The sequence below is a fragment of the Microcoleus sp. LAD1_D3 genome (genome assembly GCF_036702135.1).
In the GTDB taxonomy this organism is placed as follows: domain Bacteria; phylum Cyanobacteriota; class Cyanobacteriia; order Cyanobacteriales; family Microcoleaceae; genus Microcoleus.
The window spans coordinates 1-15,992 of record NZ_JAUBSB010000009.1; the positions used below are offsets into that span (position 1 = coordinate 1).

At 43.1% G+C, this 15,992-nt stretch carries 12 protein-coding genes; 1 reads left to right on the forward strand and 11 read right to left on the reverse strand.

The features are described from left to right. From QUA74_RS07430 to QUA74_RS07440, 3 genes are all read right to left on the reverse strand, one after another. The coding region (locus QUA74_RS07430; protein ID WP_445302129.1) for an nSTAND1 domain-containing NTPase at positions 1 to 3,045 on the reverse strand (3,045 nt) is incomplete at its 3' end. 4 nt (positions 3,046 to 3,049) lie between these two features. Beyond that, on the reverse strand, positions 3,050 to 4,429 hold the full coding sequence (locus QUA74_RS07435; protein ID WP_333326594.1) for a P-loop NTPase fold protein: 1,380 nt from the start codon (positions 4,427 to 4,429) through the stop codon (positions 3,050 to 3,052). Between the two features lie 131 nt (positions 4,430 to 4,560). Further along, positions 4,561 to 5,751, reverse strand: a complete 1,191-nt coding sequence (locus QUA74_RS07440) for a M20 family metallopeptidase (RefSeq protein ID WP_333326596.1) — start codon at positions 5,749 to 5,751, stop codon at positions 4,561 to 4,563. 558 nt (positions 5,752 to 6,309) lie between these two features. Here QUA74_RS07440 and QUA74_RS07445 point away from each other — a divergent pair. Further along, positions 6,310 to 7,662 (forward strand): glycosyltransferase family 87 protein, encoded by a 1,353-nt coding sequence (locus QUA74_RS07445; RefSeq protein WP_333326834.1) that lies wholly within the window; start codon positions 6,310 to 6,312, stop codon positions 7,660 to 7,662. 51 nt (positions 7,663 to 7,713) lie between these two features. Here QUA74_RS07445 and QUA74_RS07450 read toward each other — a convergent pair whose 3' ends face one another. The 8 genes from QUA74_RS07450 to QUA74_RS07480 form a co-directional block, all read right to left on the reverse strand. Continuing rightward, the gene (locus tag QUA74_RS07450) at positions 7,714 to 9,465 is read right to left on the reverse strand and encodes an ABC-three component system protein (protein WP_333326598.1); all 1,752 of its coding nucleotides are present in this window, start codon (positions 9,463 to 9,465) and stop codon (positions 7,714 to 7,716) included. Beyond that, the gene (locus QUA74_RS29825) at positions 9,462 to 9,731 is read right to left on the reverse strand and encodes an ABC-three component system middle component 6 (RefSeq protein WP_445302130.1); all 270 of its coding nucleotides are present in this window, start codon (positions 9,729 to 9,731) and stop codon (positions 9,462 to 9,464) included. Before QUA74_RS29825 ends, QUA74_RS07450 begins: the two co-directional genes overlap by 4 nt. Then, positions 9,728 to 10,357, reverse strand: a complete 630-nt coding sequence (locus QUA74_RS07455) for a hypothetical protein (protein WP_333326600.1) — start codon at positions 10,355 to 10,357, stop codon at positions 9,728 to 9,730. Before QUA74_RS07455 ends, QUA74_RS29825 begins: the two co-directional genes overlap by 4 nt. 3 nt (positions 10,358 to 10,360) lie before the next feature. Further along, a complete protein-coding gene (locus QUA74_RS07460) occupies positions 10,361 to 11,074 on the reverse strand; it encodes a hypothetical protein (protein ID WP_333326602.1) in 714 nt (237 codons plus the stop codon). Between the two features lie 174 nt (positions 11,075 to 11,248). Further along, positions 11,249 to 11,953 (reverse strand): AAA family ATPase, encoded by a 705-nt coding sequence (locus QUA74_RS07465; protein ID WP_333326604.1) that lies wholly within the window; start codon positions 11,951 to 11,953, stop codon positions 11,249 to 11,251. Between the two features lie 80 nt (positions 11,954 to 12,033). Beyond that, entirely contained in the window at positions 12,034 to 13,827 is a 1,794-nt protein-coding gene (gene aspS, locus QUA74_RS07470) for an aspartate--tRNA ligase (RefSeq protein ID WP_333326606.1), read from the reverse strand. Positions 13,828 to 13,990: 163 nt separating this feature from the next. Next, a complete protein-coding gene (locus QUA74_RS07475; RefSeq protein WP_333326608.1) occupies positions 13,991 to 14,596 on the reverse strand; it encodes a hypothetical protein in 606 nt (201 codons plus the stop codon). A gap of 381 nt (positions 14,597 to 14,977) precedes the next feature. After that, on the reverse strand, positions 14,978 to 15,607 hold the full coding sequence (locus QUA74_RS07480) for a macro domain-containing protein (RefSeq protein WP_333326610.1): 630 nt from the start codon (positions 15,605 to 15,607) through the stop codon (positions 14,978 to 14,980). Positions 15,608 to 15,992: the final 385 nt, after the last annotated feature.

The window sequence follows — 15,992 nt, forward strand, 5'->3', positions numbered from 1 at the left end:
TAAATCCCACAACCGGGCTGTTTTGTCCGATGATGCCGTAGCGATGTATTTGCCGTCGGGACTAAAACTGACACTCCTTACCCAACGTTGATGGCCTTTAAATTCTTGTATCAGCTTGCCTGTTAAATCCCACAACCGGGCTGTTTTGTCCGATGATGCCGTAGCGATGTATTTGCCGTCGGGACTAAAACTGACACTCCATACTAAATTTTGATGTCCTTTAAACCGATTTTGTTCTCGGATGTTGTCGAGAATCTGGTTGAGGGCAATCTGGGGAGTAGATATCGGGTAATCAGCAAGGGAACGAACATTTTTGACTGTAGCTTGGAGTTCTTTTCCAGTCTTCACGGCAGAGATTAAAGCATCTATTTGGTTATTGTGCAACTCAAACTGTCTCAAAGCATCACTTGCAGCGCGCTCTAATTCGGTCAATTTCTGTGATGCTGCTGACAACTGTTCTGCTTTCTGCCGCGCCTCTGCTAATATTTGCTTTTCGGCTTCAGTTTGCTTGAGTTTTTCACGTAATTCTAGTAATTCCGCACCGCGCTGTTTTCGGATAAAAGGTACTAAATAATCGTGGACAAGTTGGTAACGTTCAATCGGAGTTGCTGGCACTTCTAACACCAATCCCGATTTAACGACAATCTCTAAAACCAAATCTAATCTTTTTGACTCTGTTCCTAAGTCTGCTGCTAACTCAGCCAAAGTTTTCTGAGGACGAGTGTTGTTTTCATCCGTCAGCAAGTACAAGACAAGTTCGGCAATATCTTTATTCTCCTGGCCGCAGTCGGCGATAACTTCTGCTAAAAATTCCTCAACCAGTTTGACCTTAGCCTGACTGCCTAGTTGCTGATATTCAGTCAGTCGAGTAATCTGCCGTTTTTCTAGTTGCGTTCCCACAATTTGGAACTCAATCGGCCGCACTTCGCGCACTTCACCTGCTAAATCTTCTACCAGCGCGTTTACCAAATCTTCGGATAAGTCAAGTTGAGAGCGTTTTGTTAAGGTTTGGAGAACAATTTTCGCATCTGCTATCGAAAATTTACCCAAGTAATAGCATATTTTTTTATTGAGAATGTCGTTATCAATAATTGACAAATTGCTGGCGCGATTCCATTCTAACAAGTAGAAAAGATAATCTTCCCGCAGCAACAGGATAATTTTGAGTTCACCAATCTCATTTAAACATTCAGCCAAAAAATCATAGAACTCTCTCCGGCTAGTTTGGTCTGGATAAGCAAAGAAAAATTCCTCAAACTGGTCAAAGATTAGTACCGTCAATAAATTGCGATTTTGATTCAGTCGTAACTGTTCCAGAATAGCTGTCGGCGTGTCAATAGGACTAGATAAACTCTCACTTTTTATTTTTTTTATTCCCAAGCTCAAACACTGACCGCAATCCATCACCCAATCATGATAAGACTGCAATAAAATAGGCAATACGTCCCGCGCGTCAAAAGTTGTAAGTTGCAGGGCTGGAACTAACCCCGCTTGAATAATCGAACTTTTTCCTACTCCAGATTGTCCGTGAATGATTGTCAGCTTGCAAGCAGGTGTACCTATCCGTTCAATTATCCGTTTAACATCCTGCGAACGCCCGGAAGCGGCGACAATTTCCTCAACAATTTCAGCTTTTGACTGACCTGATTCTAAAGCAAGATTAATTGTTTGTTGCGGCGGCTGCAAACGGCCGACGCCAATAAAAGCTTGCAGTCGATATTTGATTTTAACTTCCTGTTGTTCTAGTTTTAAATCAAATGCTTTTAAATATTCGCTTTGCTCAAAATAGAGAGTGCTCAACTCTTCTAAAATCCTTAGATAAAGCTGCACATCATCTTGAGGCTGCGTATTGTCTTTAGCCGCTTCTAAGTTTTTAACAGCCTCCGACTGTTGACTGAGTTTTCGCTGCGCTTTTGCCCAAAGTAACAGATATAAACCAGTCTCTTTTTTGGCGGCTTCTGCTTGTTCTAAAACAGACAGTGCTGATTTAGATAATTCGCAAGCTTTTTCCCACTCATAACGTTGCAGCGCTACCTCAGCCAAAAAGCCGTAATCTTCAGCTACTTGACTCGAAGTGCCACAATATTCGTGCATTTCTAAGGCTTTGACTGCTAAACTTTGCAACTCTTCCCAAGCTTGTAAAAGTCGCAGCACTTCGCCAAGTTCGCTAATACATTTAGCCGCTAAATCATTTCGTTGTGCTTGCTCAAAACTCTCCAGAGATTGCTGCAAATACTGTCTAGATTTTTGCCAATAATCCTGACTTCCTGCCCGGTGCAATTCTGCTTTGCGGTTGTAAGCTTGAGCAATTTTCTGGGAGACAAGTCCTTGTCTTTCTAACTGGTGATTTTGCTGCCAAAATGTCAAACTTTGCTGATAATGTTCGAGTGCTGAATCTCTTTGATTTTTCTGAAGTTTAACTAAACCCTGAATAAATTGCCAACTAGCTTGCAATTCCGGGCCTAATGCTGCATTTAGCAGGTCATTCTCCAACAACTCAATTTCACAGTCATCTAACTTGAAATTCTCAACATTAGCAAAAGCTTGACTTGCTTGTTGTTGCAACAAATTCATCAAATCATCGGGCGGCATGGTAAACTGAATTGGAGGAGGAGCCCATGACTTCAAATCATTCGCCGATCGACTAAATTTAGACAGTACGGAATCCGTCACCCATAATATCAACGGAAAAGCAAAATCTTGTTTGAATTGATCTCGCGCTCTATTAGCCCCAGCTAGCAGGTCATCAAGAGCAACCACCGATTCGATACCCACAATTATTAAAGCTTTCGGCGGTTGCTCTTGGACGGCATTGAGAATAGTTTGATGAAGTATTTTAGTAGCAGGCTCAAGGACTAATTCTTGATATTCAACTGTCGAGCGATCGCGCAGCTTTTCCAGCATTGCAGAACGCAAGCTAGCATAATTGCAGCGCACTATAGTTAAAGAAAACTTTCCTTGAAAGCGGGCGATCGTCCGTACCAAAGTAGAGAGCGATCGCTCATTTTCTGCTGCAATATCTTCGGCTAGATTTGAGTTTACCATAATCTCAAGAATTTTGCTGCTGCCACAGCTTAAATTTGTCAGTTTCCATCAACAGCGGATTCAACGCAAACCAATTTCCTTGAGTGTCTACATATTCAAAAACCCACAGGTTTCGCAGCAAATCTTGGTATTCTTTATCTCCATTAATGCTTTGTTCTTTCACCACCTTAAACAGTAATTCCCACTCATCATTATCAATGCCACGACTCAGACTGTCGCGGAAACTGCGAATCACTGATTTCAACACATGTTGCGAAATAGGAGGGTCTTCTTGCTGCAAGCAACCAAACAGCATCCCCATCAAGTTTCGCAGATGACCTCCGCTGACTCGGCACAATTCATCTAAAGTTTCAGGACTGTCAAAAACTTGGGTAATTAATGTGATATGTTCCTCGGTTGGCACATCGGGAAAAGCCCGCGACATCACCATGCGCCGCAGCAAATTCATCCCCTCCACACATTTGCTGCCGTCTCTATTCTTTACTGGTACCATGGGCAAAACTTTCGGGTCAACTCCGCCCCCCAAGCGATTTTTCAAAATTTCACTTTCATTGCCAAAAATCAATCCCAACGGCAGGGTATAAACTAAATGGCAATTTAGTTTCCGTAACTGATCGCCCCGGTCAATAAAGATATATTCTGGCAACAGTCGCCCCGCTGCATTGGGTCGAGAAACTATCCTGTCTAAGTTGTCAACAATCACCACCAATCCTTTTTTACCCCGCTGCTTTAGCTGATTAATTGCTACATCAATAATTTCTTCATTAATCAGTTCTAACATTTTAGTAGCTTGCGGTTCCATGTACTGTCTCAGTTTCGATCGCAAGTCGGGATTACTTTTGGTTTTGGCAGTAATTTTGGCGATGCCTAAAGGCAGAGAAACTTCCAGATTTCCGTCTGTATTGCCCTTATATTTGCTGCCCAAAAGTTCTCCCTCAGCTTCTAAGATCACAGGGGTTTGTAAAAAATCCCAACTATTTTTTAAGAATTCTTTAAAGCGCTGGGGCTGCAAGGAAATTTTGCCCTCTTCCAAGCTTTGCGTGACTCGCCGTGCGATCGCTAACATGATATCTGTCAAATCCAGATCCATTTCATCGAGGTCTTGTGTTGACTCGAAGTAAACTACATGAAACCCCTCATCTGTCAACTCTTTTTCCAATCGCGACAATTCAGTAGACTTGCCGCAACCAATATGTCCGCTAAATAATTGGCAAGTCCGTTTATCTGGTGACACGCGGGTAATTGTTCGTTTGAGTATGTTAATAACTTTTCCGCCGCGCACCTCAGAAAAATCAATGTAGTAGCGCTGATCTTCGGCATTGCCCAACATCAGGGAGTGACTGGGGTTGCAGGCGTCGCAGAATCGATCGAAATCTAGGTTCATAAAATTTTCTAAATTAGTTATTGTAGTTATTGTAGGGTGGGTCAGGGCTGAATGTTTTGACCAGACACTAAACATTTTTCCCGCTAAGCACCCTACGGTTAGTTAGCTGACCACCCATACGCCCAAGACTATTAGTGTGAACCTGGATGCTGTTTCCAATATTGGTAGGCGGCATAGGCCAAGGTGACCGCGCCGGTCACGATCGCAGATTCATCGACCTCAAATTGCGGGTGATGGAGGGGATAGTTCGGTTTGTCAGTCAGTCCCACTCCTAAGCGAAACATGGTTCCCGGTGCGTGTTCTAAGTACATCGAAAAATCTTCCGCGCCGAGGGATGGTTCTGGTAAAATCTGGACGCGCGATCGACCTAAAGCTTCTACGGCCGCAGTTTCGACTAATTGCGTGAGTTTGGGGTCGTTTTGGACTCCGGGCACGCCGCGCTTGTAGGTGAGTTCGTACTTAGCGCCGTAAGTCGCGCAAACGCTAGAAACAATTTGTTCGATCCAAGCCGGCAGTTTTTCGTGGGTTTCGGGATGCAGCGATCGCACGGTTCCCAATAATTTTACTCGATCGGCAATCACGTTCGGCGCTCGTCCGCCGTTAATTTGCCCGATCGTCAAAACCAGTGGCCTCAAAGGATTTTGCGTGCGGCTAATTGCCTGCTGCAAGGTGGTAATTATCTGAGAAGCAATCCAAATTGCGTCGATCGCCTCGTGGGGACGCGCACCGTGGCCGGATTCGCCCATCACAATCAATTCTAGGTCATCTGCCGCCGCCGTCAGGGCCCCGTGGCGGATACCAATGCAACCGCCGGGAATCGTCGGAAAAACGTGCACTCCGAGGATGCCGTCAACATCTTGCATCGCCCCATCTTTAATCATCCATTGAGCACCTTGGGCAATCTCTTCCGCCGGCTGAAACAAGAAGCGGACGTGACCGGGCAATTTTTCCCCTAGCTGAGACAATATCATGGCTGCGCCCAAACCGACTGTGGTGTGGATGTCGTGGCCGCAGGCGTGCATGACTCCCTCGTTGCGGGAGGCAAATTCTAAGTTTGTGCGTTCTTGAATCGGCAAAGCGTCCATATCGGTGCGAATTGCCAGCCACCGGGACTCGCTGCTGTTGCCTTTGAGTTCGCCGAGCACTCCTGTTTTGCCGATTCCTTCGATCGCGCGGACTCCGCTGGATGCGAGAACTCCGGCTACATAGGCGGCGGTTTGATATTCTTGACCGCTGAGTTCGGGGTGGGAGTGGATGTGCCGGCGAATTTCGATTAAGCGGGGTGCTAGGGTGGCGGCTAATTCTTGGATGCGGGGAAGCATGAATTTAGTTGGGGAATGCGGTACAAGCTGTAGTCAACTAGGTTAACGCAAATGTTTGGGGGTGAACAGGGTTATAAGGGGCAAAAGTGCGATCGGGCTTTTAGATGGCAATGCTATTTCGTTTGTGAATAAGATTTTTTTTTCTAACCGCAGAGGGCGCAGAGGACGCAGAGAAAAGAGAGAAAAGAGAGTTAGGTATAAACGGGAAATAAACGTCTAGATTCTAGATTCTAAGGCTGAGTTTTAGTTGATAATATCATGTCCGGTCGAGCAACCGCGATTTTTGTAGGGGCGGGTTCACCAACAATACCTGCCAATAATTTACCATCTCAAAAACCCGCCCCGACCTGGATATTATGGTTAAGCGATCGGACATGATATAATTTCGGGTTATGATATCATCAAAGAGTAATTTTATTACAATTATTACCTATGATTAGCTTTGGGTTTTGGAATATAATTATTATAATTACAGTCGCTTTATTTTTCAAATTTAATTGGCGATTAGATAGCGAAAAAGCAGCATGGCAAGATTCTTTGTTTTTAAAACATCCTTCGATGCAAAGGTTGACTCAGTTTTTTAGTCAACCTATTGTTAACTTTATTTTGCAAGCAGTTATTGTATTAGTTCTCACCCGATTTCTCAGTTATACTGGTTGGTTGGTTTACAATCTGACTAATCGGCCCGATCCGCCTTACTGGGATTTTAAGTGGTTTTATGTAGCGAGTAGATTAGCCCATCAGCATTTGAGTCCCTTTAATGTGGAGGTGTTTAACATCGGTTTCTGTAGCATCACAAAAGTGTGTGGGTTTATTCCTTCTTTTGTTTATCCACCTAATATCATTCCTCCGCTGTGGTTTGTGGGCTATTTCCCGATGAAGACTGCATTCACAATCTGGATTTGGCTGCATCTTATTGCCACAGGTTTTGTTTTATGGGGAGCGAATATCTTGTTGGTGTCGCACTCACGAGCTTTTAGGACTATTTGTAGTATATCAGTTGCATTCCTCTACGGTTTTGTCTTCGATCTTCAAGTTGGCAATGTGGCAACTTTTATTGCCGTTCTGCTGTTATGGATGTTTATTTATGCTAGAACAAATCACGATGTAATTGCAGGAATTTTATTAGGAGTTGCCCTTTTTAAACCAACATTAGTTATATTGTTTATTCCTTATTTTTTAATCAAAAGACGGTTTCAGCTAGTTTTTATATCTCTAGTGACGGTAACTTTTTTGGCAGTTATAGGTCTAGCTGTAACGGGCAATTCTTTAACAGGATTTATACAGGATGCGACTCGTGGATTTCCACTCTGGCTCAATGATCCATCGAATAATGCTTATATTTCTATGAGTCGCCTTGATTTAAGGGTTATGGGGCCGAGATTTTTCCCCGATAGTCCCTTCGTGGCGAAGCTATTTTCTGACTTGATTGTTCTGCTGCTAGTTGGTTTAGTGAGTTGGTATTTTTACAAAAAACAATCTCGCAATGCTTGGTCAAAAAAGGTTGACTTATCTGAAATGGTGCTAATTTCTACTTTGAGTATTGCTATCAACTATTCTCAGCCCACGAGTTCTGTGATGTTAGCACCGGCGGTGGTTTTTTTGCTGAATGATTTATGTTTTCAGATTAAAAATTGTGCGTTCTCTAGGCAAAGAATGTCGGTTTGGTTATTGGGCGTTGGCTGTGTCATGGTGCAAACCGCAGTGATTCATGGCGGGCTGTTGGTGTTTCTAGGAAAGCGGTGGAACTGGAAGGGGGGGGAATTGCCTTATTTGTTTAAAGTAACTATTTTTTCACTACCGAGTTATGCGATTTTAGGCCTTACGTTAAGTGTTTTAGTCTTAGCAATTACATCTCTTCGTCAAAAACAGGTTGCTGAATTTGACCCTTTGGATCAGGTTTCGGGTTAGAGGAAAAACACAACCGGATCAAAATATTTGTAGAAGAGCCAAAGAATATCTCTAAAAGGGAATGCCTAGTAGTCCACTCTCATCACTTTCGTCTGTAAGTCTAAGTCTTACAAATGAATTAAAATTAAAATCTGCTGCAAACTCAGAGTATGGAACACTATCTGAATTTAAAGTACAGATATATTGAAAGCCACATCTTCTAGATTCTGCATCGGCAAATTCAAGAGCAAGTCTCACTTGTCTCTCATCAACACCATCAAAAATGGTACTGTCATGAATTAATATACGTGGTGAAGGATCGCGTTCAGACCAAAGCTGTGCCAGCATTAAGTCATAACAAAATATTTTCATGTTATCGATACCTTCGCTGCCATCACGGCTAATCTCTACATTGAACTGAAAACCATTGTCGCCTACATTAATAATTAACCTTCCTGGGGCACCGTAAAGACGCCGAGAGTTTGTATTGAATAGCTTTCTAGCTTTTTCTGCTTGAACACGTCGTTCTTGATAGTCACGACGTGCGCGTTGTAGTAAGCGTTCTTTTTCAATATTTAAAGCACTTTTTCCTTCTTCAAATTTATTTAATTCTTCTATGCGTTTATTAATTTCATTTAGATTAGATACAATTTCTAGATAAAGTTCTTGGAGTCTTGTGTACTCTTCTAAAGCACCATGTGTTTGTAGCACTTCCAATAAAGAAGCACGTTGTTCGGTTTTTTCACGTATGAGACGTTCTCTAGATGATACATCTCTCCTGATACGCTCAATTTCATTCGATAGAAAATCGCGACGATTTTCTATAAGTCTACGATGAAAAATTTCTACTTCTTCCAATCTTCTAACTACCAAACCCGGGAGTTCAATACCGACACTTTCGTATATATGAGTTACATCATCTGGGGATGGTTCATTTTCTGCTTCCAGGCTAGATTGATAAAATTCTAATATTTTTTTATCGGCAATATTGTTATTAGTGGCTTCATGAATTTCCGCAGTCAACCGATTAGCATTAGCCTCTAGTTCGTGGTATTGAGGAGCTACGCGAAAATTACTTAAGGTTTGTTTTCTCTCGCGTAACTGTGACTCGACTTGGACTTTTAAAGCTTCGAGTTCGCCTAGAGAACCAAATATGCCAATTGCAACTCCTGTATCTGTGTCTTTTTTGAGTTTTTTTATATCATCTAGTAATTTTTTTTGATCTTTTAAAAGTTGTAAATCTCTCGCATCTTCCCAAGCCAAACCTAGTAAAAAAGCATTATTAACTTGCTTCTCCCAATCAAACTGCTTTCTGTAATGTTCAAAGGGAGTAGAAAAGGCGTCTCGTCCACGGCGGATAAAATAAGAAATTAGACCTCTAAACGTAGGTTGGAATTTTTTATCTTCATTATCACTTGGCAAACCAAACAAAAGGTTTCCTAGTATTGCCTTCCAATGTATCACGCTCAGAACTCTTTGCCCTTCTTTTTCTTTTGGCTGAATTGGCCAGGAAGTAGTATCTCCTTGAATTACTACTTTTGACTTGTCCGCAGTATTTCTAGTTACTGTAATAACTTGATTAGAAAGTGTCAACTCTAGGCTAAATGCCCAACCTCGTAAATTTATAGAATCCAGTCCTTTAGCTTTTTGTAATCTAGAGCCTAAGCAAAAGTGAATTATTTCAATTAGAGTTGATTTACCTAAACCATTACGAGAGTCTTTGCTCCCAGACTCTTCTGTACGATCGGCCAATACTACATTAAAGCCGGGCGTAAACTCGACAGTTTTAAATGAAGTATGATTACAACGAATAGCACGAATCATCGACGACTCCTACGAAGTATTCCTGCATCCATTTCAATTGCCCCAATAGCGTATAGGATATCCAGAGTCAAAACAAACCGTTCAAAGGTTGCGACTTCCGGTATTGTCGAAACAGCACTCCAAAGTGACGAGACTGTACGTGGATATTGCAAGTGTTCTAATATTGTAGCACCTACACCTAATAGAGAATAACGGGTTGAGATGTGCTTCGTGGGCAAAATAATTGAAAAGTTATAAGTTGAAGTGGTATCTGTAGAAAAAGTCATCTTTCAAAAACCTCGCACCTCTCAAAAAGATAGGATAATACTGCTAACCCTGCTGCTGTCTTCTTCAAATCTGAGCTATTACCACATGAGAACTTGTGCAAAGATTCAAATAAAGCATCTCCCCTAATGTCTGCTTTCAATAATCTTTGGTATTCAGTTACAAACCCTGCCTTCAGTTTTTCGGGAAAGTCAGGACGTAAAACGGCATTAACTTCAATAAAACGATGAACTTCTTTGACTTTAACCATACCCATTATTAGTAAAAAATGAACCTCCTGAGTCAGATTATTTTTCGAGATTTTCTGTGTTACGTCTGTAATATTGAAGTTGATTTCCGGAGAAGCAGGTTGCATACCCAGGATAAATTTAGTTACGATATCTAGCTCATCAAAGGAGACATATGGCATCTCACGGGCAAGTGCTTCTCGTTTTTGCAAGCTAATTGTAGTCAATTCTTTTTGATAAGTAGATCGCTTTTTGATGAGTGCTTCAATTTGTCTTTCTAGCTTGGCTTCCTCCTTGGAGTCGTTGGCATGGAGCAAATCGTCTTCTAGTTTTTTTTGTAATTCTAAATTTTTCTCAATGTGTTGGTTCAAGTCTTGTTCACGTTGATGGTGCGACTCCACAATTTACTCTCCTATAAACCGCACCATAAACTGTTTTAAACCTTGTTTGAGATTTATTCCTGTACCTAGTTCTAATTCACCTTCATAGTCCAAGATAAAAGGAATAAGAGGCACCGCAACCTTTAATCTATGCTTAAAATCTATTTGAGGTGCATTAATCACTTGGACGATCTCTTCCTGACTACCAGTTAGAGTAATGCCGCGTTGTTGTAATATACTTAAACCCTCCTGGATAGTCGGTAAAATATTCTGCATTTCTGCATCTGACACTTTGTTAGCTTCTATTGCATCTAACAAAGCAGAAATAGTAGTCATTTGAGATTCATTCAACTGATATGTGATTGCAGAAATAATATTTTTTTCACCAGCCTCATAATGGGCTAGTAATCCTTGTCGCAGGTTGTTAATGTTTGCATAAATAGCTTTCTGCCCAGCAGATAATCGGTCTAATCTGTTGTTCACCTCTTCTAACTGGATAGCTACGCTGTGCATTTGTACAGTTGATTCCCCAGTTATCTGCTGATGCAGTTGATCGTATTCCTGCTGATAGCGATTCGCTGATTCCCTTAATTGCTCAATTTCTCGATTGTATTTAACCTGGCGACGTGGATCATCTTCATAGTGTAAGGCATCTTCGTACTTTTTGAGTAAAGCTAAAATTTGTTTAATATTGTCTTCCAAGTCTTTCAGTCGCCGGGTAAGGTGAGATGGTTCCATTGGAGCAGCCTTTTGCTTTTACAAAAAAGATTTGTAAATAATGTAGCACTTAACGCACGTGTTCGGATCTGCGATCGCACCAATACGCTCAGAAACCATGTTTTTCAACTAGAATAAAGGACTAGAAGCAAGTCTTTTCGTAAAAAACCCGGTTTCCAGTCAGTCCTATGGGGTTCACACGCGCACCTCCTGACCCAAATCCTCCCGCACTCTTTGCAGTATTTCCCGTTCAAGTCTGATTACTTTTGTTTGCAACTCCCACTTTTCCAAACGATAAAGAACTAAGTCCGTCTCCGTATCGCTAGCACCCAACATCGCATCAACTGTTTCTAAACTGTGGGTAGTTGCAAATAGCTGCACATCCAATCGCTGACACCACTGCACCATCCAAGTAAAGGAACTGCAAAGTGAATCAGTATGAATAGCTTTTTCTATTTCGTCAATTAGTAAAACTCCACCTCGAACTTTGCTCAGCCTTAAAGCAATGCACAACAGACGACGCACACCATCACCAACAGCACTTAACGGCAAAATTCCCAATTGTTTATGATCGATATAAAGACTGGGGCGCTGGCCCCTATGCGACAGAATGGCTAAATCAATAATTCCTGAATCTATCCCTTGCAGTAACTTAATCACTTCCGACTTAAAACGCTGAAAAGTTGCTTCTGAGAGCAATTCTTCGCTCCCATAAGAAAAAGGTGTGACTGTATCCACAGTCAGCACGGCATTTAAACAATGTGTTGATATTGCCTCTAAAACGCTGGTTTTCCCTGAGTTATTCGCACCAACCAAGAGGTTGATTTGACCCAAGTCCTGCAAGGTTAAATCTCGCAGGCCTCGGAACTGATGAATGGTTAAATTGTCAAGGTGTTTCATAATTATGACTTAGGCATTTCAACTGAGATGCTTCCCTTCTCTCAGCATGATACATAGGCTTTGCCTAAGTCCCGATCGACTTATGACTTGGGCGTATAAGTCGATCGCACTTGCAACTCCTTCAACTGCTTCTCATCCACCCCAGCCGGCGCATTCGTCAGCAAACAACCCGCCTGCTGCGTCTTCGGAAACGCAATCACATCGCGAATCGATTCCTCACCAGCCAACAGCATCACCAACCGATCCAAACCGTAAGCAATGCCTCCGTGGGGCGGAGTTCCATACTCAAACGCATCCAACAAAAAGCCAAACTTATTGTAAGCTTCCTCAGTCGATAAGCCGATCGCCTCAAACACCTTTTCCTGAACTTCCCGCTGATAAATCCGCAGAGAACCGCCGCCGATTTCTGTACCGTTTAACACCAAATCGTAAGCTTGAGCCCTCGCAGTTTTCAAATCATTAATATCGTCAGGATGCGGCGCAGTAAACGGGTGGTGCAATGCTTCTAAACGCTTCTCGTCAGCATTCCATTCAAACATCGGGAAATCTGTCACCCACAGCAGATTCATCTTGTCTTTATCTATCAATCCCAATTCGTTACCGACAAACAAACGCAATCTATCCAAAGTCTTATTGACAGTTGTCACATCAGCCGCTGCGAATAACAACAAATGACCTGGTTGCGCGCCAGTGCGATCGAGCAATTGCTGTTTTTGTGCTTCCGTCAAATTGTCCTTAATTGCGCCGATCGTATCAATTTCGCCGTTATCCCGCACCCGAATGTAAGCCAATCCCTTCGCACCGGCGTCGCTGGCTTCCTTAAACAAATCGCCTTTCGGGCCCGGTTTAATCCGCACGTTAGAAATCGCATCATTCCCGCCCGGAATCGGCAAAACTTTCACAATTCCGCCCGCAGCAACCGCCCCGGAAAATACCTTAAATCCCGAATCTTTCATCAAATCGGAAACATCGACTAATTCCATACCGAAGCGAGTATCCGGTTTGTCGCTACCGTAGCGATCCATTGCTTCAGCGTAAGTCAAGCGCGGGAAAGGACGAGGCAATTCTACGCCTTTGACACTTTGGAAAATCTGGGAGACTAAACCTTCGTTTAATTCGATAACTTCTTCTAAAGACATGAAACTCATTTCCATGTCTAATTGTGTGAATTCCGGCTGTCTGTCGGCGCGCAAATCTTCATCGCGGAAACAGCGGGCAATCTGATAATATCTGTCCAAACCCGAAACCATTAACAATTGTTTGAACAACTGCGGCGACTGCGGCAAAGCGTACCATTCGCCCAAATTGACGCGGCTGGGAACTAAATAATCTCTCGCACCTTCGGGAGTCGATCTCGTTAAAATCGGTGTTTCAACTTCAATAAAACCTCCCACATCTTCCAGGTGGCGGCGCATCGCTTTGACTACTTGGTGGCGAAGCTGCAAATTGCGACTCATACGATCGCGCCGCAAGTCCAAATAGCGATATTTCAGGCGCAAATCTTCCCGCACGCTTTCATTTTCCGCCGTCGCCACCTGAAACGGTAACTGTTTGCGAACCGCATTCAACAACTCAATTTCGTCAGCGTAAATTTCCACCTCACCCGTAGGCAATTTCGGGTTGAGGGAATCTTCGGGGCGGCTGCTGACTCGCCCGGTAATTTTAAGCACGTATTCGCTGCGTAAAGCCTCAGCCCCGTGATAGGAATCGGGGGTGCGTTCAGGATCGCTGACAATTTGCACAATACCCGATCGATCGCGCACATCCAGAAAAATCACCCCGCCATGATCGCGGCGGCGATCCACCCAGCCGTAAAGGGTGACAGTCTCTCCGATGTGTTCGCTTCGCAGTTCGCCGCAGTAGTAACTTCTCATAATTGGGGGTTGTGGACTAAAAATAAAGCTTTTTAATTATGCAGTATGCCTGAAACTTCTGCTGAATGCAAATGCACCCACGATCGGCATTAGCTTTGGAATTAATTCCAAAGCTAACTACCCTCACAACCCGCTGGGAGTTCCCAACCCCCGGCTGGCCCTTCTAGGAATCCCCGCGATCGCTGTGAGACTTGTCAAAAAACGCCGTCAGCGCCGTCCATGCAGACTTAGCCGCATCCGTCAAGCGAGTGCCGATCGACTCAATTTGCCTCACAATAACGTGCCAATTCTTTTCAGCTTCCGTGTGAATGTGGTCAACAGCTTGTTCGATGCGATCGCGTTCGATCAATTTATTTTGTTCCACCGCTTCTCGCGCTTGTCGCACTGCTTTCAAATAAGCTTCGCGACTGACTTCGCCGGCATCTTGCACCTGCGCTTGCGCCCGCGTTTTAATCGCATCTACCACCAGCCAATTTTTCTCAGTTTCTTTTTTAATCAGCCTGACTGCTTCTGTGAATCTATCGTGGGCGAGATCCTTATTTTCTTCGATCGCCCCGGAGGCCTTATTGACAGCTTTTAAATAAGCTTCGCGGGTGAGTTCGCCCGCTGCTTGCACTTCGGCGGTGGCACGTTTTTTAATTGCTTCAAACAGCGCCGCAGTTTCTGCGATCGCCTCATCAGTCGCGTCGGGCATCTCTTGTTTGACGAGCTCCGTCGTTTCGATAGTTGCCTCTAAAACTGGTTCCTCGGTTACTTTTGGATCTGTCATATCAATCTTCTCCTGTGGTAGTAAACATTTTCAAAAAATCTCACAGTCCCTGGATGCAGACTTTGTAGGTGTAGCGCCAGAAGGAATTGTGGTCTTTTATACAGACTTTGTAGGTGTAGCGCCAGAAGGAATTCTGGCATTTAATAAGAACTAGGCAATTCTTGTTTCAGCTTTATCAACTTTTGTATCCGCGCTTACCTAGTTGGAATGACCTTAGTTCTATTACATTATATCTACCAAAGTTGCTCTCGTGTGTAGGATACCGCCAACTTGTAGGTACGGTTTAGCGCACTTAAATTTGTGATAAGTCTCTATACCTAAAAAAACACACACCAATCAACTTGGTTTCTCAACCCAATAAAACTGGCCAATTTAATAGTTTCAATTTTCTAACTGCCAATCTTTGCTCTCGTCCGTATATAACAAGTGGTGACATCTTTGAGCGTTCAGTAAAGATTGAGGAAATTCGTACTTAGATAAGAGGATCTCTTCGAGCGCAACTTTCATTTGATTGGCGCAGATATGTGGCGGTACTTTGCCTGTTCCCGTACCCATGCCGGGAATAGCGATAGTTTCAATTATATGTTTGACTGGAGTTCCATCTGCGACTGAGCCAAATTTTACGAGAGTCAAAATAGCGCGGGTTGCTAGATAAACATTTACTGTTTCTCTTAAAACTGTGGGAACGCGCATAATTGGTGCAGCTATTAAATAGGGAATTTCAGCATGATCGGTGTCTAAAACTTCTGCCATTCCTACTAATAGTTCACCGTGATGTCGATCCTGAATTAGTTTTTGCAGCCGTTCAAGAACCTGCCCTCCAAAATATTCCGAAATTTCTAAATCTAAGCCGTCATCCATGAAACCAAAACTATTCCCCGGACTAACAATAGCATCGCATTTCACATCAAATATTGAACCGCGATGTATTTTTACATTTTCCATACTGCCGCAAGTGCTTTCCCACGCTCTAACTAAACCATCGTCTAAGGTAGCCAGCACAATTTGCATAAATACTCTCTCTTAATTTTAATTGCGAACAGCTAGAGCGATCGCCAATTTAATCCTACAATACTTTACATAAGTCTGCTGCATCTCAAATTCATCTCAATTTCAACTCGCAATTCTTCCATAGCTGTATGCCGCAACACCCAAATCTCCGCCACGCGATCGCAATTAGTTTAGGTTCCGTTGCCGGCGCTTTGAGCCGGTATTATAATCACCTTGTGGTTTGCCAATCGTTTCGGGACGGCTTTTCCCTAGAGCTTTTAACCCGGTTGCTCCCCTGTCAGGTTTAGGTGTGATGATGTGTACTGCATCGTGTTTTCCGGCTGAGGAGCTAAAGTTTTCAAGCTATTTTTCTATCTTGTTTTCAGTTTACTCTTTCTCGGTTAAA

Excerpts from the sequence above, each read along its gene's own strand:
- QUA74_RS07435 (WP_333326594.1), bottom strand. The coding sequence starts at position 4,429 with ATGAACCTAGATTTCGATCGATTCTGCGACGCCTGCAACCCCAGTCAC.
- QUA74_RS07440 (WP_333326596.1), bottom strand. The coding sequence starts at position 5,751 with ATGCTTCCCCGCATCCAAGAATTAGCCGCCACCCTAGCACCCCGCTTA.
- QUA74_RS07445 (WP_333326834.1), top strand. The coding sequence starts at position 6,310 with ATGCAAAGGTTGACTCAGTTTTTTAGTCAACCTATTGTTAACTTTATT.
- QUA74_RS07450 (WP_333326598.1), bottom strand. The coding sequence starts at position 9,465 with ATGATTCGTGCTATTCGTTGTAATCATACTTCATTTAAAACTGTCGAG.
- QUA74_RS29825 (WP_445302130.1), bottom strand. The coding sequence starts at position 9,731 with ATGACTTTTTCTACAGATACCACTTCAACTTATAACTTTTCAATTATT.
- QUA74_RS07460 (WP_333326602.1), bottom strand. The coding sequence starts at position 11,074 with ATGGAACCATCTCACCTTACCCGGCGACTGAAAGACTTGGAAGACAAT.
- QUA74_RS07465 (WP_333326604.1), bottom strand. The coding sequence starts at position 11,953 with ATGAAACACCTTGACAATTTAACCATTCATCAGTTCCGAGGCCTGCGA.
- aspS (WP_333326606.1), bottom strand. The coding sequence starts at position 13,827 with ATGAGAAGTTACTACTGCGGCGAACTGCGAAGCGAACACATCGGAGAG.
- QUA74_RS07475 (WP_333326608.1), bottom strand. The coding sequence starts at position 14,596 with ATGACAGATCCAAAAGTAACCGAGGAACCAGTTTTAGAGGCAACTATC.
- QUA74_RS07480 (WP_333326610.1), bottom strand. The coding sequence starts at position 15,607 with ATGCAAATTGTGCTGGCTACCTTAGACGATGGTTTAGTTAGAGCGTGG.